The 25374-nt window shown below is 59.9% G+C and carries 21 protein-coding genes; 8 read left to right on the plus strand and 13 right to left on the minus strand.

The window, feature by feature from the left end; translation table 11 throughout:
• Position 1: 1 nt before the first annotated feature.
• The 6 genes from pcaH to pcaR form a co-directional block, all read right to left on the minus strand.
• Positions 2 to 706, minus strand: a complete 705-nt coding sequence (pcaH, locus tag AB1J88_RS14210; protein ID WP_025110743.1) for a protocatechuate 3,4-dioxygenase subunit beta — start codon at positions 704 to 706, stop codon at positions 2 to 4.
• Between the two features lie 37 nt (positions 707 to 743).
• The gene (gene pcaF / locus AB1J88_RS14215; RefSeq protein WP_430291305.1) at positions 744 to 1949 is read right to left on the minus strand and encodes a 3-oxoadipyl-CoA thiolase; all 1206 of its coding nucleotides are present in this window, start codon (positions 1947 to 1949) and stop codon (positions 744 to 746) included.
• Positions 1946 to 2725, minus strand: coding sequence for a CoA-transferase subunit beta (locus tag AB1J88_RS14220; RefSeq protein ID WP_095667332.1), 780 nt, complete (start codon positions 2723 to 2725; stop codon positions 1946 to 1948). The genes pcaF and AB1J88_RS14220 overlap by 4 nt, the downstream gene beginning before the upstream one ends.
• Positions 2725 to 3582: a CoA transferase subunit A gene (locus tag AB1J88_RS14225; protein ID WP_041070518.1), complete on the minus strand. Its 858-nt coding sequence runs from the start codon at positions 3580 to 3582 to the stop codon at positions 2725 to 2727. The genes AB1J88_RS14220 and AB1J88_RS14225 overlap by 1 nt, the downstream gene beginning before the upstream one ends.
• A 264-nt stretch (positions 3583 to 3846) precedes the next feature.
• The gene (locus AB1J88_RS14230) at positions 3847 to 5193 is read right to left on the minus strand and encodes an MFS transporter (protein ID WP_086792080.1); all 1347 of its coding nucleotides are present in this window, start codon (positions 5191 to 5193) and stop codon (positions 3847 to 3849) included.
• Positions 5194 to 5487: 294 nt separating this feature from the next.
• Entirely contained in the window at positions 5488 to 6330 is an 843-nt protein-coding gene (pcaR, locus tag AB1J88_RS14235; RefSeq protein ID WP_041070522.1) for a pca regulon transcriptional regulator PcaR, read from the minus strand.
• Here pcaR and AB1J88_RS14240 point away from each other — a divergent pair.
• From AB1J88_RS14240 to AB1J88_RS14250, 3 genes are all read left to right on the plus strand, one after another.
• Positions 6319 to 6498 (plus strand): hypothetical protein, encoded by a 180-nt coding sequence (locus tag AB1J88_RS14240; protein WP_142579987.1) that lies wholly within the window; start codon positions 6319 to 6321, stop codon positions 6496 to 6498. The two genes, pcaR and AB1J88_RS14240, sit on opposite strands and share 12 nt — an antisense overlap.
• Before the next feature lie 481 nt (positions 6499 to 6979).
• Complete coding sequence (locus AB1J88_RS14245; protein WP_003222398.1) at positions 6980 to 7180, plus strand: hypothetical protein; 201 nt, start codon at positions 6980 to 6982, stop codon at positions 7178 to 7180.
• Between the two features lie 375 nt (positions 7181 to 7555).
• Entirely contained in the window at positions 7556 to 9031 is a 1476-nt protein-coding gene (locus AB1J88_RS14250; protein WP_007963152.1) for an inorganic phosphate transporter, read from the plus strand.
• An 836-nt stretch (positions 9032 to 9867) separates the two neighbouring features.
• On the opposite strand, the gene AB1J88_RS14255 is transcribed toward AB1J88_RS14250, so the two are convergent.
• From AB1J88_RS14255 to AB1J88_RS14270, 4 genes are all read right to left on the minus strand, one after another.
• Positions 9868 to 11043 (minus strand): integrase core domain-containing protein, encoded by a 1176-nt coding sequence (locus tag AB1J88_RS14255; protein WP_430290968.1) that lies wholly within the window; start codon positions 11041 to 11043, stop codon positions 9868 to 9870.
• 292 nt (positions 11044 to 11335) lie between these two features.
• On the minus strand, positions 11336 to 11449 hold the full coding sequence (ccoM, locus tag AB1J88_RS14260; protein ID WP_041070550.1) for a cytochrome c oxidase subunit CcoM: 114 nt from the start codon (positions 11447 to 11449) through the stop codon (positions 11336 to 11338).
• A 148-nt stretch (positions 11450 to 11597) separates the two neighbouring features.
• Entirely contained in the window at positions 11598 to 11852 is a 255-nt protein-coding gene (locus tag AB1J88_RS14265) for a hypothetical protein (RefSeq protein WP_131669914.1), read from the minus strand.
• A gap of 19 nt (positions 11853 to 11871) precedes the next feature.
• The gene (locus tag AB1J88_RS14270) at positions 11872 to 12213 is read right to left on the minus strand and encodes a hypothetical protein (protein ID WP_003222394.1); all 342 of its coding nucleotides are present in this window, start codon (positions 12211 to 12213) and stop codon (positions 11872 to 11874) included.
• Positions 12214 to 12466: 253 nt separating this feature from the next.
• Between AB1J88_RS14270 and rapA the strand changes: the two genes are divergently transcribed.
• Positions 12467 to 15313 carry an RNA polymerase-associated protein RapA gene (rapA, locus tag AB1J88_RS14275; protein WP_430291306.1) on the plus strand — a complete coding sequence of 949 codons (2847 nt, stop codon included), beginning with the start codon at positions 12467 to 12469 and terminating at the stop codon, positions 15311 to 15313.
• 186 nt (positions 15314 to 15499) lie between these two features.
• Here rapA and AB1J88_RS14280 read toward each other — a convergent pair whose 3' ends face one another.
• Entirely contained in the window at positions 15500 to 16849 is a 1350-nt protein-coding gene (locus AB1J88_RS14280; RefSeq protein WP_430291307.1) for a spinster family MFS transporter, read from the minus strand.
• A 301-nt stretch (positions 16850 to 17150) separates the two neighbouring features.
• Between AB1J88_RS14280 and AB1J88_RS14285 the strand changes: the two genes are divergently transcribed.
• Together AB1J88_RS14285 and AB1J88_RS14290 are read left to right on the plus strand one after the other, a co-directional pair.
• On the plus strand, positions 17151 to 17519 hold the full coding sequence (locus AB1J88_RS14285) for a YkgJ family cysteine cluster protein (protein ID WP_041070557.1): 369 nt from the start codon (positions 17151 to 17153) through the stop codon (positions 17517 to 17519).
• A 147-nt stretch (positions 17520 to 17666) separates the two neighbouring features.
• Positions 17667 to 19949, plus strand: coding sequence for a putative bifunctional diguanylate cyclase/phosphodiesterase (locus tag AB1J88_RS14290; RefSeq protein ID WP_430291308.1), 2283 nt, complete (start codon positions 17667 to 17669; stop codon positions 19947 to 19949).
• Here AB1J88_RS14290 and AB1J88_RS14295 read toward each other — a convergent pair.
• Positions 19840 to 20736: an NAD(P)-dependent oxidoreductase gene (locus AB1J88_RS14295; protein WP_430291309.1), complete on the minus strand. Its 897-nt coding sequence runs from the start codon at positions 20734 to 20736 to the stop codon at positions 19840 to 19842. The two genes, AB1J88_RS14290 and AB1J88_RS14295, sit on opposite strands and share 110 nt — an antisense overlap.
• A 195-nt stretch (positions 20737 to 20931) precedes the next feature.
• Between AB1J88_RS14295 and AB1J88_RS14300 the strand changes: the two genes are divergently transcribed.
• On the plus strand, positions 20932 to 23130 hold the full coding sequence (locus AB1J88_RS14300) for a hypothetical protein (RefSeq protein WP_047601140.1): 2199 nt from the start codon (positions 20932 to 20934) through the stop codon (positions 23128 to 23130).
• Between the two features lie 319 nt (positions 23131 to 23449).
• Here the strand turns inward: AB1J88_RS14300 and AB1J88_RS14305 are convergent, their stop codons facing one another.
• Positions 23450 to 23755: a DUF2288 domain-containing protein gene (locus AB1J88_RS14305; protein WP_123586963.1), complete on the minus strand. Its 306-nt coding sequence runs from the start codon at positions 23753 to 23755 to the stop codon at positions 23450 to 23452.
• 352 nt (positions 23756 to 24107) lie between these two features.
• Here AB1J88_RS14305 and AB1J88_RS14310 point away from each other — a divergent pair, with 352 nt between their 5' ends.
• On the plus strand, positions 24108 to 25235 hold the full coding sequence (locus AB1J88_RS14310) for a branched-chain amino acid ABC transporter substrate-binding protein (protein WP_047292128.1): 1128 nt from the start codon (positions 24108 to 24110) through the stop codon (positions 25233 to 25235).
• The last annotated feature ends 139 nt before the right edge of the window (positions 25236 to 25374 follow it).

A 25374-nucleotide genomic window follows, 5' to 3' on the forward strand; every position in this document is an offset into this window, starting at 1 on the left:
CTTATTTCTCCATCGGCGTGGCGTCGCGGCCGCGCAAGACGATGTCCCAGCGATAGCCGAGGGCGTAGGACGGAATGGTTTTTTCCAGATCGAAAGCGGCGATCAGACGTTCCTTGGCCGAAGTGTCCGGCACGCAGTTGTAGATCGGGTCGTAGGCCAGCAGCGGGTCGCCGGGGAAGTACATCTGCGTCACCAGACGGGTGAGGATGCTCGGCCCGAACAGCGAAAAATGGATGTGCGCCGGACGCCACGCGTTGTGGTGGTTGCCCCACGGATAGGCGCCGGGCTTGATGGTCTGGAACTGATACCAACCGTCGGCATCGGTCACAGTGCGGCCAGTGCCGGTGAAGTTCGGGTCCAGCGGCGCGTCGTGCAGGTCACGCTGGTGGTTGTAGCGGCCAGCGGCGTTGGCTTGCCAGATCTCCACCAGAATCCCCGGCACCGGCAAGCCGTTTTCGTCGAGCACACGGCCGTGAATGATGATGCGCTCGCCCAACGGCTCGCCGTCGTGCTGCGCGGTCAAGTCGTTGTCTTTCTCGGCGACGCGTTCGGCACCGATGGTCGGGCCGGTGATCTCCGACAACGAATGCGGCAGAAACACCAACGGCTTGGACGGCGAGCGCAGGTTGGTGGATTGATACGTCGGGTGCAGGTATTCAGGCTGGGTGCCTTCCTGCGGACGACGGTAGCCAGGCTTGTCAGTCATTTCACTTTCCTCTGTTCTTATCAGTCGACGCGCTGCGTCAGACGCGTTCGATAGCCAGGGCCAGACCCTGCCCGACGCCGACGCACATGGTCGCCAGACCTTTCTGGCCGCCGGTCTTTTCCAGCTGATGCAGCGCCGTCAGCACCAGTCGCGCCCCGCTCATGCCCAACGGGTGGCCCAAGGCAATCGCGCCACCGTTCGGGTTGACCTGCGGCGCATCGTCGGCCAGACCCAATTCACGCAGCACTGCCAGGCCTTGGCTGGCGAAGGCTTCGTTGAGTTCGATCACATCGAAATCGCTGACCGCCACGCCGAGACGCTCGATCAGTTTGCGCACCGCCGGTACCGGGCCGATGCCCATGACGCGCGGCGCAACGCCGGCGCTGGCCATCCCGAGTACTTTGGCGCGGGCGGTCAGGCCGTGTTTCTTCACCGCTTCGGCAGACGCGAGAATCAGCGCAGCAGCACCGTCGTTGACGCCGGACGCGTTGCCAGCGGTAACCGTCTTGTCCGGGCCGTTGACCGGCTTCAATTTGGCCAACGCTTCAAGCGTGGTGTCGGCGCGCGGATGTTCGTCCTGGCTGACCACAGTTTCGCCCTTCTTGTGGGCGATCCGCACTTCGACGATTTCCTCGGCGAAGTAGCCCGCCGCTTGTGCAGCGGCCGTGCGTTGCTGACTGCGCAGGGCGAACGCGTCCTGGTCGGCGCGCGACACCTTATAGTCGTCGGCGACGTTGTCGGCGGTCTGCGGCATCGCATCGACGCCGTACTGGGCTTTCATCAGCGGGTTGATGAAACGCCAGCCGATGGTGGTGTCTTCCAGCTTCATGTTGCGCGAGAACGCTGCGTCCGCCTTGCCCATCACGAACGGCGCACGGGACATCGACTCGACGCCACCGGCAATCGCCAGCTCCATCTCGCCGCTGGCAATGGCGCGGAACGCAGTACCAATCGCGTCCATGCCCGAGGCACACAGACGGTTGAGGGTCACGCCCGGCACGCTCTCCGGCAGACCGGCCAGCAACAGCGCCATGCGCGCCACGTTACGGTTGTCTTCGCCGGCCTGGTTGGCGCAGCCGAGGAACACTTCATCGATTGCATTCCAGTCCACCGACGGATTGCGTTCCATCAGCGCCTTGATCGGCACAGCGGCCAGATCGTCGGCACGGACGGCGGCCAGTCCACCGCCGACACGGCCGATGGGCGTACGGATTGCATCGCAGATATACACGTCACGCATCATGCTTCTCCCGGTGCCTGGCCGTGGGCGGCGGCGGTGCGCGCTTCGAGATCGCGCAGCGCGGTCAGTTCGGTCTCGGTCGGCGCAGCCGTGGTTTCCACGTTGTCGGCAAAACGAATGGCCCAACCGGTGGCGGCGACCACTTGTTCACGGGTCACGCCCGGATGCAGGGCGGTGACCACGAATTCGTGGGTGCCCGCTTCCGGCTCCATGATGCACAGGTCGGTGATGATCCCGACCGGACCGGCGCCCGGCAGGCCCAGACGCTTGCGCGAATCGCCGCCCTCGCCGTGACCGACCGAGGTAATGAAGTCGAGCTTGTCGACGAACGAACGCGCCGACTGCTTGAGGATGATCAGCACGCTCTTCGCCGAACCGGCGATTTCCGGCGCGCCACCGGCACCCGGCAGGCGTACTTTCGGTGCGTGGTAGTCGCCGACCACGGTGGTGTTGATGTTGCCGAAACGGTCGACCTGCGCGGCGCCGAGAAAACCGACGTCGATGCGCCCGCCCTGCAGCCAGTAGCGAAAAATCTCACCGGTCGGCACGACGGTGTCGGCGGTCTCCGCCAGTTCACCATCACCGATCGACAGCGGCAGCACGCTTGGCTTGGCGCCAATCGGGCCGGATTCATAGATCAGCACCACGTCCGGCGACGACGTCAGGCGCGCGAGGTTGGCGGCTTTCGACGGCAGGCCGATGCCGACGAAGCACACCGAACCGTTCTTCAGGCGACGGGCCGCCGCGACGGTCATCATTTCATTGGTGGTGTAAGTCATTACTTGGCCTCCGAAGCAGCGGCCAACTTGGCCTGGAACGCGCTGAAGTCAGCGCAGCCATGGATGTATTCGTTGATCCACGCGGTAAACGTCTCACGGTCGCGGGCGATCGGATCCCACGCCTGATAGAAACGATTGTCGCGTTCGGTGTAACCATGGGCGTAGGACGGATGCGCGCCGCCGGGTACATGGCAGACCGCGCTCAAGGCCCAGGTTGGCAGCACGCAGGCGTTCATCGGCGCGTTGAGGTTGTCGACGATTTCTTCAACCGTGACGATGCAGCGCTTGGCTGCCAGCGCGGCTTCTTTCTGCACCCCGAGAATGCCCCACAACAGCACGTTGCCTTGGCGGTCGGCTTTCTGCGCGTGGATCACGGTCACGTCCGGACGCACCGACGGCACCGCGGCCAGCACTTCACCGGTGAACGGGCAGGTCACGGATTTGATCAGCGGATTGACCTTCGGCAGGTCGGAACCGGCGTAGGCCCGCAGCACGGCGAACGGCAGGCCGGAAGCGCCGGCAACGTAGGCGTTGGCCAGATCGGCGTGGCTGTGCTCTTCGATTTCCAGGGCATGCGGCCATTGCTTCTCGACCGCATCGCGCAGGCGGTGCAGCGAACCCACACCGGGGTTGCCGCCCCAGGAAAAGATCAGCTTGCGTGCACAACCGGCACCGATCAGTTGGTCGTAGATCAGGTCAGGCGTCATCCGCACCAGGGTCAGATCTTTCTTGCCCTGACGAATGATTTCATGACCCGCCGCCGTAGGGATCAGGTGAGTGAAGCCTTCGAGCGCGACGGTGTCGCCGTCGTTGACGAATTGCTTCACCGCGTCGTGCAGCGAAAGGATCTCAGCCATGGAGCGGGCTCCCGTTTTTTGTAGTGAATCGCCAGTGAGAAAAAGGCGCGAGGTTCAGCGCCGGAGTCACTGCAGATTAAGCCGCTGAAAATCGCCAAACAATCCGATAATCGACTGAGTGTTCGTTTATCGAACGGATTGTTATCACCCTATCGTTCCGTGTTGACCGCCAAAAGATCGCAGCCTGCGGCAGCTCCTACAGGGTTACGCGTTCACATGTAGGAGCTGCCGAAGGCTGCGATCTTTTCGCTTTACATCGAAATATCAGGTCGCATCCGCATGACTGACCACACCTTTGATCACCACCGCCGTGGTCGCCAACGCCGCCGGAATCACCAACGCCGTCAGCACCTGTTCGAAGTTCCAGCCCAACCCCAGCAACGTCGCGCCCATCCACGCCCCGAGAATCGCGCCGAACCGGCCAATCCCGAGCATCCACGACACCCCGGTCGCCCGCCCTTGCGTCGGATAAAACCGCGCCGCCAGCGAAGGCATCGCCGATTGCGCACCGTTGACGCACATCCCCGCCACCAGCACCAGGGTCGCCAGCAATGTGATATTGCCCAGGCTCTGCCCCACCGCGTAGGCAAACACCCCGGCCAGCAGGTAGAACGTGCCGATGACCTTGTGCGGATTGAAGCGATCCATCGCCCAGCCGACAGCGACCGCGCTCAACACCCCGCCGAACTGGAACAACGCGCCGATAAACGCCGCCTGCTCCATGCTCGCGCCGCTGTCACGCATCAGGGTCGGCAGCCAACTGGTCAGCAGATAGACGATGACCAGGCCCATGAAGTAGGTCAGCCACAGCAACAAAGTGCCGACACTGTAAGTGCCGGAGAAAATCACCGCGAAGACGTTGCGCGCCTTGACGGTTTTTTGCTCCGGAACGCTGAAACTCGAGGCTTGCGCCACGGCGACCGGATCGATTGGCGACAGGGTCTTGCGCACTTTGTCGGTGCCGCGATTGCGCACCACCAGATAACGCGCCGACTCAGGCAGCCAGAACAGCAGCACCACCGCGAGGATCAGCGGCAGGATCCCGCCGATCAGCAGCAGGCTGTGCCAGCCGAACGCCGGGATCAATTTGGCGGAGATGAAACCGCCGCCGGCCATGCCGAGGTTGAAGCCGCAGAACATGCTGGTCACCAGCAATGACTTTTTGCGCTCCGGGGTGTATTCCGAGAGCAGCGTGGTGGCGTTGGGCATGCCGGCGCCCAGGCCGAGACCGGTCAGAAAACGTAGCACCAGCAATTGCTCGACGTTGGTGCTGTAGGCCGAGGCCAGGCTGAAAGCGCCGAACAGCAGCACCGCGCCGACCAGTACCACTTTGCGCCCGAAACGGTCCGCCAGAGGGCCCGAACCCAGAGCGCCAAAGACCATGCCGATCAACGCGGCACTCATCACCGGGCCGAGGCTGGCGCGGTCGATGCCCCAATCCTGAGACAGCGCAGGGGCAATAAAGCCCATCGCCGCTGTGTCGAGGCCATCGAGAAACACAATCAGGAAACACAGGATCACCACCCGCCACTGATAGCGCGAGATCGGTTGGGCATTGATGAAGGTCTGCACGTCGAGGCAGTTACCTACAGCGGACTGAGGCTGGTTCATTATTTTTATTCCACGCAAAAAACGCAGTCGAACGGCGGCCGGCCAGAGAGCGGCACGGTCACAAGAATAGAAGGTCGGGATCAGGCGTTGCGGTGAATCCGGCAACAGGGAACGGAGCTGAGACAGTCGGGGAGCATGCGCATGGTGAGTTGCCTCTTGTCATTATTATGGGAGTCGACAATCCGGCAGGCTCATTCATATCGGCGCCGGATGACGCTGCCGCGACATTAATGATCCGAGGGTTTTAGCGTCAATTCGATAAACGCAACACTGTGCGTTTATCGAACAGCTTCATCAGGCGAACAGTTGTGCGCTGAGGTCGCGGCTGGCGCTGAGCAGGCCCGGCAGGAAGCGTTGTTCCAGCTCGGTGCGGCTGACGCGGCCGGCGTGGGTACTGACGTTGAGCGCCGCCACCACTTGGCCCGACGCGTCGTAGACCGGCACCGCAATCGAGCGCAGGCCCTGCTCCAGCTCCTGATCGACGATGCACCAGCCCTGTTGCCGCACTTCCTGCAGGCATGCGAGCAGACTTTCCGGGGTATGCAGGGTGCGGCTGGTCTTGGCCACCAGTTCGGCATGGTCGAGGTATTCGCGCAACGAAGTGTCGTCCAGCGCCGCCAGCAGGATACGGCCCATCGAGGTGCAATAGGCCGGCAGACGCCCGCCCACCGACAGATCCACCGAGATCAGCCGTTGTGTGGTTGCCGAACGGGCGATGTACAGAATGTCGTCACCTTCGAGCGTGGCCATGTTGCAGGCTTCGTGCAGTTGCTCGCTCATGCGGTCGAGGTACGGCTGGGCCGAGACCGCCAGCGGCGTCGACGACAGATATGCGTGGCCGAGGGTCAACACTTTGGGCAACAACGAGTACGTGCGGCCATCGGTGGTGGCGTAACCCAGTTTGATCAAGGTGTGCAGACAACGGCGCACGGCGGCGCGGGGAATTTCCGTGCGATGGCTGATCTGGGCGATGGTCAGGTGCCGCTTGCGCTCCTGAAACGCCTGCACCACTGCCAGGCCACGGGCCAGCGAGGTCATGAAATCCGGATCGCCGGTCAGCGCCTGGATACGCTTGGCTGGCGACGCGACGATCGGCGGCGCCACGGAGGTGAAGGAGTTGCGCATTTGATCGTTCATTTCTTGTCCTTTTTTGCGGCGCGGATCAATGGCTATACAAGCGGCTCGCCGGCAAATGCACAAGGACCGGGACGCCAGGATTGGGCGATTATCGAACCGTCGACCGATTATCGCAATCCGCGGCACAGGCTCTTCATGGTTTGCCTGATCGACCATGGAGCGGGTTAATCCAACTTTCCATCGTGCGTTAGTTGTTCGTCTTAATGGCGTCAGAAACACAACGCTGAGCGCATAAAGGTTTCAGCGGATTTCAACTAGCGATAAAAATTGTCAGTCACAAAAACAATCACACATCCGGAACCGTTTTTAATTTGGCAAAGATAGTCAATCCCGAATCGACCGCTATAATGCCTCTCAGTGGGGCCGGTTTTATTCACCGAAGCCGCCACCTGCCGAAGCGATGCCAATCGCCGACAGCTCCGGCCAGCGCTGACGCGCATGACTCATGCAACGACAGCGCCCGCTGAACAGGCAACTGATGCTGCGTCAGTTTTAATCTGGTGTCGCAGCCGCCTGCAACATGGAAGTCTTGACCGCCCTGCCGATAACTCCAATGCCTTTACGGGCATGACCTTTCGGTGGACGCGCTCAATCGACTCGTTGCCGTGCGTTTCACCAGACATTCATCTCAACTCAAACAGGTAGCACTGTGACGAAAGACGAACTGCGCGCGGAACTTGAGCGCCAGGAACAACGTTACAAGGAAGTTTACGGCGGGGAAGTCACCACCTACGCCGCTCAACCGGAACCGGAACGCAAAGCATGGCGTAAACGCCCCACTGTTCAGGATCAGGTTTTCCAGCAAGAACTGAAAAAGATGGAAGAAGAACTCAAAACCGAAGAGCCATGAACCGGCGATTGTGAGTTTTTCGAGGGTCTGCGTCGCCACCGGCTACAAGCGCGGTGACCCGACAATGCCTTGCGCGCCCGCTACCCGCGGGCAGCGGCCACCTCCCCCGTGTTGCGCGGGAAAGGAGCGTGTCTGACTCGTTTCAGAGATATTTCACACAAGCGTTTGAGGCCCTCGCGCACTCGACGAAACGCCTGCTGCCTGAAGGTTTTTTCAATAGAATCAAACACTTGAAAAACCCTGCAACACGCTCGGGCTTTGCACCTTGCAACAATTTAATTCGACATTGATTGCTACCGATGAGCAGGTAGGGGATCGATTTCCAGTCTTTTCTGGCATAATCGCGCCCCCTTATGACCGGGTCAGAAAACCTTCATGATCGATTTATTCAGCGGACTGGATGCTTGGGTGCTTGTGAGCCTCTTGCTCGCCCTGACGTTTGTCCTCGCCTTCGAGTTCATCAATGGATTTCATGACACCGCTAACGCGGTAGCCACTGTTATCTACACCAAAGCCATGCCGCCTCACCTGGCGGTGTTCTTCTCCGGTGTGTTCAACTTCCTCGGCGTGTTGCTGGGCGGCGTTGGCGTGGCGTATGCCATTGTTCACCTGCTGCCGGTAGAATTGCTGATCAATGTGAACACCGGCCATGGCCTGGCAATGGTGTTCTCGTTGCTCGCCGCGGCGATCACCTGGAACCTGGGCACCTGGTACTTCGGTATCCCGGCCTCCAGTTCCCACACCCTGATCGGTTCGATCCTTGGCGTTGGCCTGGCCAACGCCCTGATCAACAACATCCCGCTGGCCGACGGTGTGAACTGGCAGAAAGCGATCGACATCGGCGCCTCGCTGGTGTTCTCGCCAATGGCCGGCTTCCTGATCGCCGCGCTGATCCTGATCGGCCTGAAGTGGTGGCGCCCGCTGTCGAAGATGCACAAGACCCCGGAACAGCGCCGCAAGATCGACGACAAGAAACATCCGCCGTTCTGGAACCGCCTGGTCCTGGTGATCTCGGCCATGGCCGTGAGCTTCGTGCACGGTTCCAACGATGGTCAGAAAGGCATCGGCCTGATCATGCTGGTATTGATCGGTATCGTGCCTGCGCAGTTCGTCCTCGACCTGAGCAGCACCACTTACCAGATCGAACGCACCCGTGATGCGACCCTGCACCTGAGCCAGTTCTACAAGCGCAATGCTGATTCCCTGGGCGAGTTCCTGGCCCTGGGCAAAAGTGTTGAAGGCGACCTGCCGGAGAAATTCCGCTGCAACCCGCAGCAGACCGAACCGACCATCAACGCCCTGCTCGATACGCTCAAGGGTGTAGCGGACTACCATTCGCTGTCCTCGGAAAGCCGCATCGAAGTGCGCCGCTACCTGCTGTGCCTGGACGACACTGCGAAGAAAGTCGGCAAGCTGCCAGGCCTGGAAGCGCGTGAAAAGGCTGACCTGGACAAACTGCGCAAAGACCTGACCACCACCACCGAATACGCCCCGTTCTGGGTGATTCTGGCGGTCGCGCTGGCCTTGGGCCTGGGCACCATGGTTGGCTGGAAACGCGTGGTACTGACCATCGGCGAGAAGATCGGCAAGCAAGGCATGACCTACTCTCAAGGCATGTCGGCGCAGATCACTACCGCCAGTTTGATCGGTATGGCCAACATCTTCAGTCTGCCGGTATCGACCACTCACGTGCTGTCCTCGGGCGTGGCGGGCACCATGGTCGCCAACAAGAGCGGCCTGCAGGGTGGGACTGTTCGCACTATCCTGCTGGCGTGGGTTCTGACCTTGCCGGCGACGGTGGCGCTGTCGGCCGGGTTGTTCTGGTTGGCGTCCAAAGCGTTGGGTAGCTGATAGACCGCTGCACATGAGAAAGGCGTGATTCGTAAGGATCGCGCCTTTTTTTTGGGTTTGGATTTGTGAGCATATCCGTTGCTGCGGGTGTTGCTGATTACGGTTCCGCCCTTACGGCGTGCGGCACTTCGCTTAGGCTCAGTGTTCCCTCGCTACGGTGTCCATCCGGGGGCATCGCCTACGGTTTGCTTCGCTGCACCTCCTCTCGATGTATGCGGCTTCGCCGCACGGCGCTGCGCGCCTAACCCCCTGATGGACACCTACGCTCGGCCTGCCGAAGGGGCTGAAGATCAAAAGCCACATCAAGAGCCAAAGCCAAAGCCAAAGCCAAAGCCAAAGCCAGATCAAAAGATCACAGCCTTCGGCAGTTCCTACATGGGATTGGGTGTTTTCAGTTAGAAATTGGTCGGCTGTCAGGCCGCCTTCGCTGGCAAGCCAGCTCCCACAGTGAGATTGGGTGTTTTCAGTCAGAGATTGGTCGGCTGTCAGGCCGCCTTCGCGAGCAGGCTCGCTCCCACAATTTTATTCGTGCACACCCCATGCAGCGAAGCCCCCCCCACTCAACACGATGAGCGTTAGCTCGAGTAAAGCTTTTGATCTGAGGGCCCGTCGGCAGGCTGAGTGGAGGGATTGATCCGGGGGTGGGAGCGCAGCGACCGTTTGGCGCAGCCAAACACAGCGAGAGGAGGTGCAGCGAAGCAAACCGTAGGCGCTGCCCCCGGATGAATCCCGCAGCGAAGGAACCCGAGCCTAAGCGAGGGCCGAACGTCAGGGTAATGAAGGGATCAACCACATAGGTAACAGAAGAGTTCAGGCACATAGGTAACACCCGATCACTAATTTTTGATTGTCTTGAGCGTCAGATAACCATCCTTAGCGTCTCGTTCATCAACACGGCCCAGTAGAACAGGTCCAAAGATGATGTCCCAAACACCCTCGCTGATTCCCGCCAATCCGACCATCTGATGCTTCAGGACATAGCCGACATAGATTCTGAGTCGTCCCTTGTTCACCACCCCGTTTGAGTCCGTTCGGTACGTCTCAACATGGCTTGGATATTTCATCTCCGGTAGTTTTCCCGGAAAGGCCCGTGACGAGCTTGTGTAGCAAGAGCCCGGCGTTTTCTGCCCCAAAGCCTCATGAAGGCGCTCATGATTATAGTGCTGCATGAACAGATCAAAATGCTTCTGCTGGGCTCCCCATTCAATTTCCGGCGGTCTTGGCAGCGTGCTTTTAAGCGTGCGGTGCATGCGTTCATGGCGTCCGTTTTGCTCAGGTCGCCCAGGCTCAATCCTCTCATGAATGATGCCCAGGTGAGCCCACCAGATCGACAACTGCGACAGCCCAGCACACCCACCGCTGGCAAATGGGACACCGTTGTCAGTACGAATCCGCTCGGGCATTCCGTACATCTTGAATAGCCGCTCAAAGGTAGCTTTGGCATCTTTGAACGTCGTGCTCGGCATGCTTTCACAAGCCAATAGAAAGCGACTGGCGTGATCCATCACCGTCAAGGGGTAACACCAGACACCATCTCCTGTCAGGTACTGGCCTTTGTAATCGGCACTCCAGAGCTGATTGGGAAGCTCGGCTTTCTGAAGTGGCTTGGGATAGAGGGCGACACGTTGGCGCAAGCGCCGAGGCTCGACGAGCCCCGCCTTTTTAAGCACGTTATAGATCGTGGTTTTGGACGGCGGTGGCTGATCTGGAAATCGTCGACTCAGGGCTGTCTGAATCTTTTTCGGGCCCGGTATGGTTTGCCCCTGTTGGCGTAACTCAAGAATGGCCTCTTTGACCGCAAACGGTACAGCCTGAGCTTGAGAGTGCCGCTTGCGACTGCACTCAGCCAAACCATTAATGCTGTCCGCGTTGTAGCGGGCCACCCACTTGTATCCAGTCTTGCGACTGATGCTGTGAGCTGCACAGAGTTGACTGAAATTGAGACGACCAGACAGGTAGTCAGCAATGAACATCACTTTCAGGTCCATAGGTTTCAGCTCTTGCCACGGCATGGTCAGATCCTCGGAATCGACCCGTGCCAGTTAAAAACTGTTACCTATGTGCTTGAGCTGGTTTGTTACCTATGTGGGTGAGTCATACCGTAAAGCCTTTTGGGTTACCTTTTCGGCGTTTGGAAAAGGTGACCCGCCGTAAGGGCGGAACCGTAATAAGCAACACCCGCAGAAACGGATCTACACCCAGAACCCCAAGAACATGGTCGGCCCAGAGGCCGCCAAGACAAAAAAAAAAAGGGCAACCGAAGTCGCCCAAAATGCCTTGCGTGCTCATTCAATCCAGAAAGGACTACTTCTTGCGCTTATGCGCGTCCTTCCAGATAAAAAATCCAAACCCTGCAAAAAACAGAACCATGAGACCTACGGTCAGAACCCCGGCAAACACCACGTTATCGAAAAACATGACTGTGGCCTCCTGGCCCCTGCTTTGCTGCGATGGAGCTAAGTTAAGCAATCGCGCAGGCGCAGAAATTGACCAGGATCAAGTCCGGTCAACACAGAGGATAAAGGCGGGAAAATAACTGACCTGCATCAAAGGATGCAGGGGACGATCAACGCTTTTTCGGTTTCTTTTTCGGCTTTTTCTGGGTTTTTCCCAACGGCATGGCCTGCTCGAAGGCCTTGCGCACTTCGTTCAGCCGCTTTTCGTTGAGATCATGCACACGCTTGGCGCGTTCAGTGCCGAGGTCGATCAGTTTTTCATCTTGGCTCATGGCGTTCAGCGCATCACTTGAAGAAAACACAACTGCCGCGTCAGCGGCAGGGCTGCGCCAATCATGCAGCCTGACACCAGCACCCGACAACAATTCGTGTAAATCGGCGGACTCAGATCTCGATATCGACCCACAAGCCCTGGCGCGGCTGATCTTCCATCAGCGGCACCACCGGCACGGTGTTGTCGGCATTGAGCTCGGTACCCGGCACGGCCAGATGCTCCTCCGGGTCTTCATCGGCTTCGCGACGGCGCCGATCGCGTTCCTGTTGACGGCGCTGTTCTTCGCGCGCCAGCAGACGGTCCTCTTCCGGGTCGCGCTTTTGCAGGTCGATCGTGCTTTCGTTGGAGCTTTCCTGCACCGGCACCACCGGAGGAATGTCCGGCCGCTGGCGAATCGGATCCTGCTGGGAAGTGATCGGCACAGCGCTCAGGGGGAGCATCGGTGGCAGCATATAAAGGGTCTCCTGTCAGCAGGCTATCGGCTGCGGCAAAGGCGCCTTGAGCCATCCGTCGCAAATCTGTGATCGGGTTGGCACTGCAGGAGCTGCCGCAGGCTGCGATCTTTAATGGAACACCGTAGAACGCAAGCGTTCCCGAAGATCAAAAGATCGCAGCCTTCGGCAGCTCCTACACTCGTAAACCTTTGGTCTGGAGGCCTGCATTCCGTTAAGATAGCCCGCTTTTTCAAGGTGGGAGTCAGGCAGCATGGCGCAGCAGTATCAACCGGGGCAACGCTGGATCAGTGACAGCGAAGCAGAGCTTGGTTTAGGCACCGTTCTGGCACAGGACGGCCGCTTGTTGACCGTGCTTTACCCGGCCACTGGCGAAACCCGCCAGTACGCGCTACGGAATGCGCCCCTCACCCGCGTTCGGTTCTCGCCGGGTGACACCATTACTCACTTCGAAGGCTGGAAGATGACCGTGCGCGAAGTCGACGATGTCGACGGGCTGATGGTCTATCACGGTCTCAACGGGCAGAACGAAGCCGTCACCCTGCCGGAAACCCAGCTGTCGAACTTCATTCAGTTCCGTCTGGCCAGCGACCGTCTGTTCGCCGGACAGATCGACCCGCTGCCATGGTTCTCCCTGCGCTACAACACCCTGGAACACACCAGCCGCCAATTGCAGTCCTCGCTCTGGGGCCTGGGCGGCGTGCGTGCGCAACCGATCGCGCACCAGTTGCACATCGCCCGTGAAGTCGCCGACCGCATCGCGCCACGGGTTCTGCTGGCAGACGAAGTGGGCCTGGGGAAAACCATCGAAGCCGGTCTGGTGATCCATCGCCAACTGCTCTCGGGCCGCGCCAATCGCGTGCTGATTCTGGTGCCGGAAAACCTGCAGCACCAGTGGCTGGTGGAAATGCGCCGCCGCTTCAACCTGCAGGTCGCGCTGTTCGACGAAGAACGCTTCATTGAAAGCGATGCCACCAACCCGTTCGAAGACACCCAGCTGGCATTGGTTGCCCTGGAATGGCTGGTCGACGACGAGAAGGCGCAGGATGCCCTGTTCGCCGCCGGCTGGGACCTGATGGTGGTCGACGAAGCCCATCACCTGGTGTGGCACGAAGACAAGGTCAGCCCGGAGTACGCGCTGGTCGAGCAACTGGCGGAAGTGATTCCCGGCGTACTGCTGCTCACCGCGACCCCGGAACAACTCGGTCAGGACAGCCACTTCGCCCGTCTGCGCCTGCTCGACCCGAACCGTTTCCACGACCTGGCCGCCTTCCGCGCCGAGAGCGAGAACTATCGCCCGGTGGCCGAAGCCGTGCAGGAGCTGCTCGACAAGGGACGCCTGTCGCCCGAAGCGCACAAGACCATCCACGGTTTCCTCGGCAGCGAAGGCGAAGCCCTGCTGACCGCGGTCAACGATGGCGACAGCGAAGCCAGCGCCCGTCTGGTGCGTGAGCTGCTCGACCGCCACGGCACCGGCCGCGTACTGTTCCGTAACACCCGCGCCGCGGTGCAGGGTTTCCCCGAGCGTAAACTGCACCCTTACCCGCTGCCATGCCCGGACGAATACCTCGAGCTGCCGCTGGGCGATCACGCCGAGCTGTACCCGGAAGTCAGCTTCCAGGCCCAGCCGGACGCCAGCGAAGAAGAGCGCTGGTGGAAATTCGACCCGCGCGTCGAGTGGCTGATCGATCAGCTGAAAATGCTCAAGCGCACCAAAGTGCTGGTGATCTGCGCCCACGCCGAAACCGCGATGGACCTGGAAGACGCCCTGCGCGTGCGTTCCGGCATTCCGGCCACGGTGTTCCATGAAGGCATGAACATCCTTGAGCGTGACCGCGCCGCCGCCTACTTCGCCGACGAAGAGTTCGGCGCGCAAGTGCTGATCTGCTCGGAAATCGGCAGTGAAGGTCGCAACTTCCAGTTCGCTCATCACCTGGTGCTGTTCGATCTGCCATCGCACCCGGACCTGCTCGAGCAGCGCATCGGTCGTCTCGACCGGATCGGCCAGAAGCACATCATCGAACTGCACGTGCCGTACCTGGAAACCAGCCCGCAAGAGCGCCTGTTCCAGTGGTACCACGAAGCATTGAACGCGTTCCTCAACACCTGCCCGACCGGCAACGCCTTGCAGCATCAGTTCGGCCCGCGCCTGCTGCCGCTGCTCGAAGAAGCCGATGACGGCGAGTGGCAAGCACTGATTGACGAGGCCCGCACCGAGCGCGAGCGTCTGGAACAAGAGCTGCACACCGGTCGCGACCGTCTGCTGGAACTCAACTCCGGCGGTGCTGGCGAAGGGGATGCGCTGGTCGAGGCGATCCTTGAACAGGACGACCAGTTCGCCCTGCCGATTTACATGGAAACCCTGTTCGATGCGTTCGGCATCGACAGCGAAGACCACTCGGAAAACGCCCTGATCCTCAAGCCGAGCGAGAAGATGCTCGACGCCAGCTTCCCGCTGGGCGACGACGAAGGTGTGACCATCACCTACGACCGCAACCAGGCGCTGTCGCGCGAAGACATGCAGTTCATCACCTGGGAACACCCGATGGTGCAGGGCGGCATGGACCTGGTGCTGTCCGGTTCGATGGGCAACACCGCCGTCGCGCTGATCAAGAACAAGGCACTGAAACCGGGCACCGTGCTGCTGGAACTGCTCTATGTCAGCGAAGTGGTTGCCCCACGTTCGCTGCAACTGGGCCGCTACCTGCCGCCGGCCGCCTTGCGCTGCCTGCTCGACGCCAACGGTAACGACCTGTCGCCACGGGTCTCGTTCGCAACCCTCAACGATCAACTGGAAAGCGTACCTCGCGCCAGCGCCAACAAGTTCATCCAGGCCCAGCGCGATCAGCTGACGCCACGGATCAACGCGGGTGAAGACAAGGTCACTCCGCGTCACGCCGAGCGCGTGGCCGAGGCCCGGCGCCGTCTGGCAGCCGACACCGAAGAAGAACTGGCGCGCCTGACCGCGTTGCAAGCGGTCAACCCGACCGTGCGCGACAGCGAACTCGATGCGTTGCGCCAGCAGCGTGAACAGGGTCTGGCGATGCTGGATAAAGCGGCGCTGCGTCTGGAAGCGATTCGGGTGTTGGTGGCGGGTTAAACCACCCTGCCCCACCGCTGTAAATGAAAAGGCCCGCAGTGATGCGGGCCTTTTTGTTTGGCTGGTATTTATCAGCTGACGCTGATGGCCCCATCGCTGGCAAGCCAGCTCCCACAGGGTTTGGAGTGTTTACAAATTATGCGTGTGACTCGGTCACTGCGGGAGCTGGCTTGCCAGCGATAGCAATCATGCAGTCGCCACAGAAACATCAGGCTCAACCACTGCCACCAACCCCGCCTTCATCCGCTGCGCATCCCGCACAAAACACCGCGCCGCCAGAAACAGAAACACCATGGTCAAGAACAGCGCCACCGGAATCAGATACATCGCGTCATGCAGCCCGACAGCCTTGAACGCCTCGGTCATCTGCTCAGCCCCCGCCGAAAGCATCGCCGACTTGGCGAAGTGATCGGACAAGGCCCCCACCACCACCGGCCCCAATCCGCCGCCGAGCAAGTACAGCCCGGCAAAGAACAACGCCATTGCCGTCGCTCGCAGGCGCGGCTCGACCACGTCCTGGATCGCCGTGTACACGCAGGTGTAGAAGTTATAGGCAAACAGCCAGCCGACGCTGAACACCGCGACGAACACGCCAATCTCGACCCGTCCGGCGTGCAACGCCCAGGCCGTGCACAGGGTCGAGATGATCAGACTGAAGCCGGCAAACAGCAGCCGGCCGCTGGCGACTCGCTGATGAATCTTGTCAGCGAGCCAGCCGCCGAGTGTCAGGCCGATCAACCCGGTGATCCCCACAATCACCCCGGTTGCCACCGCCGCGTCCTGCAACGGCATCAGGAAGTAGCGCTGCAGCATCGGCACCAGAAACGAGTTGCAGGCATAGGTGGCGAAGTTGAAACACAAGCCTGCCATCACCAGCCACAGGAATGTCGGCACGGCGAGGACACGGCGGATCGGCCTGTCGACTTTATCCTGGGACACCTGCACGGTTTCCGCCGCGCCGCGCTTGGGTTCCTTGATGAAGAACATGAATACCGCGAGGATCAGCCCCGGCACCGCCGCGATAAAGAACGGCGCACGCCAGCTGTCGAACGCCTTGACCATCGCACCGATGGTGAAGAACGCCAGCAACAATCCCAAGGGCAGCCCGAGCATGAAAATGCCCATGGCCCGCGCCCGGCGGTGCGCCGGGAACAGGTCGCCGATCAGCGAGTTGGCGGCCGGTGCATAACTGGCTTCGCCAATGCCGATCCCCATGCGCACCAGCAGAAAGCTCCAGAAACTGCCAACCAGACCGTTGACCGCCGTCAGTGCGCTCCAGGTCGCCAGACCCCAGCCCATCAGTTTGCTGCGCGAGCCAGTGTCGGCCATGCGGCCTAACGGCAGACCGGCAATCGCATAAACCAGGGTAAACGCGGTACCGACGATCCCCAGTTGAAAGTCACTGAGGTGCCACTCCATGCGGATCGGCTCGATGATGATCGCCGGAATGGTGCGGTCGAAGAAGTTGAACAGGTTGGCAAGGAACAACAGGAACAGAATGCGCCAGGCATTCGCCGCTTGGGTCGAGTTCTGCATGGGTCCGTCTCTTTATTGTTATGAGGGCTTCACTGCCGACGCATCCGAGCCCGGAACCTGCAATCTAGACAGGCGGTGCGTAGCTGTCTGTGATCATTCGTCAAGCTGATAATGAGCCATGGCACTGTAAAGAAACGTAAGCCCTTGATAACGCAGCAATCCCCCGTAAACCGGGGGTTTAGCGGCAAAACCCGGCTACAAAAAAATACTTTCGCGCCCCCCTTCCCAAGTTCATGGCGAAGCCTAGAATAGCCGCCGGATCCGTCCGGATTCGCCGATCAACCCCTTTGATGCCCTCCTAATGTCCGAAGTCAGTCCGTGTCTGAATTGCGGTGCCTGCTGTTCCCATTTTCGCGTGTCTTTTTTCTGGGGTGAATGCGCCTCCTCCGGCGGCACAGTGCCCGATGAGCTGGTGACGCAGATCAGCCCCAGCCGGGTGGCGATGAACGGCACCGACTGCAAGTCACCGCGTTGTACGGCGTTGGTCGGCGAGGTGGGCAGTCAGGTGCAGTGCTCGATTTATGAGCAGCGCTCCAGCCCCTGCCGCGAATTCGAATCGTCCTGGGAGAACGGCGAACAGAATGTCGATTGCGACAAGGCCCGCGCCCGCTTCGGCTTGCCGCCCCTTGAGAAGGACTGGAATCAGATCCCCTACGACCAGAGCGCCTGACGCTTAGCGCCAATCGCTATGAGGCTCATGCCGAAATGGTTGGCGCCAATATGCCACTATCGCTTGCACGATAAAAACCGCCTCTATACTCCTCTCATTCGCCTGCGTTTCTGACGCAGAAGGGACGACTTCAGAGACGGGGATGCTATGGAGTGGCTTGGTTTGCAGTTTGTTACCGAGCTGCCGGACGGCGGGCAGGTCATTCTCGATTGCACACACAATCCCTTGCTGGTGCTGGTGGCTTATCTGGTCGCCTGCGCCGCGAGTTTTGCCACCCTCGACATGGCCGAGCGGGTCGGCCATGCCGAAGACCCGGGCTCGCAACGGGTCTGGCGCTGGATCGGCGCCACTTGCCTGGCCGGCGGTATCTGGGCGATGCACTTCATTGCCATGCTGGCGTTCCAGACACCGATCGAAATCCATTACGAACTGGCCACCACCCTGTTTTCCCTGGTGATCGCCCTGCTCGCTTCGTGGCTGGCGATGCACACCCTGAGCGTGCCCCATCCCTCACGGGTGCATTACCTGAAAACCGCCATCGTCATTGGCTTGGGCATCGCCGGCATGCATTACGTCGGCATGGCGGCGATGCACTCGGTGGCCACCGCCTATTACGAGCCGCTGTTGTTCTGCCTGTCGATCGTGATTGCGATCAGCGCCAGTTTCGCCGCGCTGTGGGTCGCCGGTTACTTGCGTGAAGGCAGTGGGCGTTTTCATCAACTGTTCAAATACACCGCCGCGATCATCCTCGGCGCCGGCATCATCAGCATGCATTTCACCGGGATGGCCGCGTTGCATCTGGTGTTGCCCGAAGGCGCCACGCCCATCTTGAGTGCCGAAACCAATCACCTGCAACTGGGCCTGACCATCGCGCTGATCACACTGTTGATTCTCGGCAGCGCGATCAGCGCGGCACTTGCCGACAAGAAACTGCAAAGCAAGGAGCAGGATCTGCGCCGAGTCAATGCCCTGCTCAGCCAGCTCGATCAGGCTCGGATGTCGCTGCAACAAGTGGCCAATTACGACGCCCTGACCAACCTGATCAACCGTCGCGGTTTCAACCAGATCTTCGCCGAGAAACTCAGCCAGAAAACCAGCGAAGGCGGCATGCTCGCGGTGATGTTTCTCGACATCGACCACTTCAAGCGGATCAACGACAGCCTCGGCCATGACGCCGGCGACGCCCTGCTCAAAGTCATCGCCAACCACATCAAAGGCTCGGTGCGCAGCCATGAAGACGTGGTCGCACGCTTTGGCGGTGACGAGTTCTGCATCCTGATCGGCCTGCACGACCGCGAGGAAGCGCGCAGCATGGCGCAACGGATCATGCAGAAAATGAAGGAGCCGATCGAATTGGCCGGACGTCGTATGGTGATGACCACCAGCATCGGTATCAGCCTGTTCCCCGACGACGGCACCAGCTGCGAAGAACTGCTCAAGCACGCCGATCTGGCGTTGTATCAGTCCAAGGGTGCCGGGCGTAACGGCCTGCATTTTTTCAGTTCGAACATGAAGACCCGCGCCAGCCTCGAACTGCAACTGGAAGAAGAACTGCGCCAGGCTTTGCGTGAAGACCACGGGCTGACGCTGTATTACCAACCCATCTTCGAACTGAAAACCGGCCGGGTGACCAAACTCGAAGCGTTGATTCGCTGGCAGCATCCGGTGCATGGCCTGCTGGCCCCGGACCGTTTCATCGCGATTGCCGAAACCAACGGCCTGATCGCCGAACTGGACAACTGGGTGCTTCGCCGCGCCTGCACCGACCTCGGCGAACTGACGCGCCACGGCTGCAACGAACTGAAAATCGCCTGGAACTGCTCACCGCTCAACCTCGCCCGGGAAGAACTGGCCAACGAAATCGAAAGTGCACTGCGCAGCGCTGGCGTCGCGCCGGAACGGCTGGAGCTGGAAGTCACCGAAAACGCACTGATGGGCAACATCGCCAACACGCTGGTGCTGTTGCGGCAGATCCGGGCCCTCGGCGTATCGCTGTCGATCGACGACTTCGGCACCGGATACTCATCGTTGGCCTACCTCAAACGCCTGCCGCTCAATACGCTGAAAATCGACCGCTCGTTCATCCTCGACATTCCTGCGGCGACCGCCGACATGGAGATCGTCCAGGCGATCATCGTCATGGCCCACACCCTGCACTTGCAGGTGGTGACCGAAGGCGTGGAAAGCCTGGAGCAGTACGAGTTTCTCGAACGTTCGGGCTGCGACTTCATTCAGGGTTATCTGCTCAGCCGCCCGGTGCCACTGGATGAACTCCGTCCGGTGCTCGAGGAAATCAACCAGCGCAAACACGCGCATGTGGTCAATCCACTGAGTCTGGCGCGCGGTACAGGTGTACCAGAGTCGCTGGATCCTTCTGCAAAAAACCTTGCGCCCCATGCAGGCGCATCAGTTGTGCGGCCAATCCGCTGATCGGCGTGGCCGAGCCTTGTTCGCGGGAGAATTTCACCGCCGTATCGAGATCCTTGAGCAGCGTGCGCACGTGCCATTTCACCGGTTCAAAACGGCTTTCGGCCATTTGCGGGGCGAGGATCTGCAGCGGTTTCGAATCGGCAAAACCACCGGCCAGCGCCTCGGCAATCAGGCGCGCATCGACTCCGGCCTGTTCGGCCAGCGCCACCACTTCGGCAATCACCAACGCGTTGCAGGCAACAATCATCTGGTTGCAGGCCTTGGTCACCTGCCCGGCGCCGATGCCCCCCATGTGCGTGACACGCTGACCGAGGCTGAGCAGCACCGGGCGCACCCGATCCAGATCCGTCACCGCACCACCGACCATGATCGCCAGGCTGCCCGCCTCGGCACCGACCACGCCGCCGGACACCGGTGAATCAAGCCAGGCCATGCCGGTTCTGCCTGCCAGGTCAGCGGCCATCTCGCGAGTAGCCGTCGGCTCGAGGCTGGAGAAGTCCACCAGCAACTGGCCGTTTTTCGCACCTTCAACAACGCCGCCAGTGCCAAACACCACCTCGCGCACCACCGCCGTATCGGCCAAACACAGCATCACCACGTCCGCGTGTTCGCACAGCTCCGCTGGAGTCGCCACCTGCCGGGCGCCAGCTTCAACCAGGGGCGCGCACTTGGCCGGGTTGCGGTTCCACACGGTCAACGGGTAGCCCGCCGCCAGCAAACGGTGGCACATCGGCAAGCCCATCAGGCCGATTCCGGCAAAGCCCAACGAAGGTAGCGTTGACATCATTTTGCCTCTTTTCGATTAAAGATCACCGAATAATGGCCGATTCATGAACGATCAGGAAAGGATTCCCCCGCGCGACGATCAGGCCAAGCCCCTGACGCCCGGGCCAAATTCGCGCAATAAAAGACGCGAGATCTTATTCCGTGAGGCTCGCTGACACTGGTCAGCGGACCAACCAGTCCAGGTATATGGCGCACAATGACTTCTAAAAACAATCCCGCCACTGCGGTATCCGATCTGACCCTGAGCCCTGCCGCAAACAGCCCGTCATCATCGAAGCCATTGCCTCCCTCGCGCCCGCTGGGCACTCAGCAATATCTGTACTACACCGAAACCAACACCGACCGCATCCTCGACAACCTGGACGGGCTGCGCGATCTGGTGTTCCCGCGCCCGCCGCACCTGGAAGGCGACAACGAACAGCACAACGACCAGGAATTCCCGTCGGTGTGCCTGATCGGCCTCGGTCGCTGCGGCTCGAACATCGCCCTCGACGTCGCGGAGCTGGTGTACAACGCGCGCAAGTTCTACCTCAACGAATTCAACAACGAAGACCGCGCCGCTGACCGGCGTCTGGCCGACAAGGGCTACAGCCCGGCCCAGTGGATCAAGCAGAATCTGCGGATCGGCCCGAACAAGTCGAGCAAACCGGTGTTCCTCGTCGAGCCGCTGGTGATGCTCGGCGACCTCGACAAGGACATCGCCGGGCGCATCCGCTTCTCGCGCAAGGGCGAGAAAAGCGGCTTCCTGCGCGATTACAGCAAAATGAAGATCATGGACTTGTCCGAAGTCCACGCCGGTGGCGCCGGTAACGCGCCGATCCTCGGTCAGTACCTGGCCAAGATCATCCTCAACAAGGACACCCAGCGTTTCTCCAGCCCTGACTGGAAAATGATCCACTCGTACCTGATCGACAGCTGCGGCATCAAGGCCAACCAGTCGCGCCTGTACTTCTCGATCTTCAGTGCCGGCGGCGGTACCGGTTCGGGCATGGCGTCGGAATTCGGCCTGGCACAGCAGCACTCGTACATGAACAAGACGTTCGACACCAAGCCGATGGACGAGCATGACGGCAAGAGCGGGCATTCGTTCGTGTTCGAGCCGATCTTCACCAGCGGCATCTGCGTGCTGCCGAACATTTCCGATCACCGCAGCGAAATGTCTGAGGCGCTGCACATCAACGCCGGCCGCCTGCTGTGCAAATACCTGTCGGAAGAATGGGATTTCTCCTACAACTTCGCCAATGAAGACAGCAGCGAAGCCAGCGTCATGGGCCGTATTCGCCCTTGGAACGCGATGATGCTGATCTCCAACGACATCATGCGTTACGCCGAAGAGAGCGATGACGGCAACATCCAGAACATTGATGTCAATGCGATGGAGAAGCACGCCAACCAGTACATCTCCCAGCAGATCTTCAACATTCTGACGGCGCAGGCGGTGACCACCGACTACGACCAGAACTACTTCCGTCGCGCCGGCATCGACATCGGCGAAACCATTCGCCTCGACGCCAACGACTTGTTCATGAGCCTGGCCGGCCCGGTGGCGATTGCCTACGCCGAATCGGTGGTGCCGGAAACCCCGCCGCCGAGCAGCGACAAGTTCAAGGTATTCGACAAAGAGCCGCAGCGCCTGAACATCGACGATCTGTTCTTCCGTTCGATCGACCTGCCGCACTTCAACAAGGTCACCCAGGCCATCGAAGGCATCAGCCTGCTGCCAATCGAATCCAAGCGCTATCGCGCGTCGCTGGAGCAGTACAAGAATTCCGGCTACGACGCCGCGGCGCTGCACGACCTGCACTTCTTCAAGAACTGCTCGTCGGTGGTCTCGATCGTTTCGTTGCCGAAAGACTACAAGCTGTCCTACATGGATCTGAACCGGTTGAAGACCCACCTCAACAGCCTGTTCCCCAACACCACGCTCAAGCGTTATGCGCTGGTGATCGGTGCGTCGGCCAACCTGTCGCTGACCACCCTGATCGCCAAGAGTCCGTGCCTGTCGGACGACTTCCTGACCCTGATCGTGGCGTTCATCAAGCGTTGCTTCGCCAAGACCCCGTACCGTTTCGACGAGACCCTGGACAACTCGATCCTCGACTTCATCATTAATGAAGACTTTGACGAAGACCGCATCGACGACCTGCTCAACGAGTTCGAAAACCCGGCGAAGATCCTCGACACCAACTGGTACGCAATCAAGCCGATGTACGAGAAGAAGTACCGCGAGCTGATCAACGACAAGGACAAGTTCGTCTCGATCAACGACATTCGCCTGTCGCGCGATTGCGTGAAGAAGTCGATCAAGTACCTGCGCGAGATCTACCGTCACCGGATCGGCAAGACCAAGGTAATTTCCCTGAATAACCATACCGGGAAGACTTACTCGGTCTGATTGACGACCGAGTCGCCCCAATCGCTGGCAAGCCAGCTCCCACCGGGTCCATGTGAACACAACCATTTGTGAACACCACACAACCTGTGGGAGCTGGCTTGCCAGCGATGGGGCCCGCAAATTCCCTGAAAATCTCAGCCCTTCCAACATCCAGAAACAATTAAGCAGCCCTCAGGCTGCTCAATAAACTGTTCCCGTTACGTTTACGTCACCGTGAGGCCACGCACGCTTGTGGCCTTTCTCTACGGCAACGTGCCATCACGCTACTCGGCTACACACTTTTCGCTGCTGGCCAGACGCACCATAAAGGTGCCCAGTCTCAAATGGCCGCCCTTTCCTGGATCAGAATCCACGGACTCACCACCACCGCCCACAGCTGTGGATCACGCTCGAAAATATCCAGCGCCCGCGTTTCAGACAGCTTGGCTACCTTGTCTTCGGCCAGCCAGGCGGCGACTTTCTCGCCATCATCCGAGGCCACGGCCTCGGCGGCGGCGATCAAATCCAGAGCCGGGTCGACCCACAATAGGGCACCCTTGGCAAAGAACGGCTCCAGCTCTTTCCAGGTAATAGATGCGGTTTCACCAAGCAGCTTGGCATAGAGGGTGCTAGGTTCTTGATTCATGGGACTGTCCGGAAAAGAAATCGACGCGAATGATAACGTCGGTGGTTCGGCAGAAAAACCCGGTTGCAAATGGCTTCACCGAACGAAAAGAGCAGGAACGCCAAGGAATGCTGCTGTTTGGGGCATAAGCCCCCCGAAAGCCCCGCCGCAATTCTGTCTTTTTCATTCAAAAATGCGACACCCACAAGTTTTGCCCCCTCGCGCCAGCTTCCCAGGCCAACAACCGGCGCTCTACACTGTACCGGTACAGTTGCCGGGGGCATTGCCGGAGGGTATCGCCAAGATATCTGACCCGGTTCTGCTGCTACGGCGCCAGAACTCAAAAAAATTACAACAGTAAGAGTGGAGCACTATGACTAAGGCTACTAAGCAGATTTCCAAACTGTTTGCCGCTATGGTTCTGGCCGGGGTTGCCAGCCATTCGTTCGCCGCTGACACCATCAAGATCGGTATCGCCGGCCCTAAAACCGGTCCTGTAGCCCAATACGGCGACATGCAGTTCAGTGGCGCGAAAATGGCCATCGAGCAGATCAACGCCAAGGGCGGCGTCGACGGCAAGAAACTCGAAGCCGTTGAATACGATGACGCGTGCGATCCGAAACAAGCCGTAGCGGTCGCGAACAAGGTCGTCAACGACGGCGTCAAGTTCGTGGTTGGTCACCTGTGCTCCAGCTCCACTCAGCCTGCTTCGGACATCTACGAAGACGAAGGCGTGGTGATGATCACCCCGGCTGCCACCAGCCCGGACATCACCGCCCGTGGTTACAAAATGGTCTTCCGCACCATCGGTCTGGACAGCGCCCAGGGCCCTGCCGCCGGTAACTACATTGCCGATCACGTGAAGCCGAAAATCGTTGCCGTACTGCACGACAAACAGCAATACGGTGAAGGCATCGCCACCGCCGTCAAGGCGACTCTTGAGAAGAAAGGCGTGAAAGTCGCCGTGTTCGAAGGCGTCAACGCCGGCGACAAAGACTTCTCCTCGATGATCGCCAAGCTCAAACAAGCCAACGTCGACTTCGTTTACTACGGCGGCTACCACCCGGAACTGGGTCTGATCCTGCGTCAATCCCAGGAAAAAGGCCTGAAAGCCAAGTTCATGGGTCCGGAAGGCGTGGGTAACGACTCCATTTCGCAGATCGCCAAAGAGTCCTCCGAAGGCCTGCTGGTGACCCTGCCGAAATCCTTCGACCAGGATCCGGCCAACGTTGCCCTGGCAGATGCCTTCAAGGCGAAGAAAGAAGACCCGAGCGGCCCGTTCGTGTTCCCTTCCTACTCGGCGGTTGAAGTGATTGCCGAAGGCATCAAGGCAGCCAAATCCGAAGACGCGGCCAAAGTGGCCGAAGCCATTCACGCCGGCACCTTCAAGACCCCTACCGGCGACCTGAGCTTCGACGCCAAGGGCGACCTGAAGGACTTCAAATTTGTGGTTTACGAGTGGCACTTCGGCAAACCGAAAACTGAAGTTTCGCCTCAGTAAGGCGCGCCCTGACTGACTGCCAATAAAGCCCACGGCGTGCCGTGGGCTTTGTTTTACGAATGTATGGGCCGCGCTGGCGTGATCCGCCAGTCTCCCCACCTGAAAATCTCAAAACCGTCATCAGCGGTTCGCTGGCAAA

Source organism: Pseudomonas sp. S8, assembly GCF_050473925.1.
Lineage (GTDB): Bacteria > Pseudomonadota > Gammaproteobacteria > Pseudomonadales > Pseudomonadaceae > Aquipseudomonas > Aquipseudomonas parakoreensis.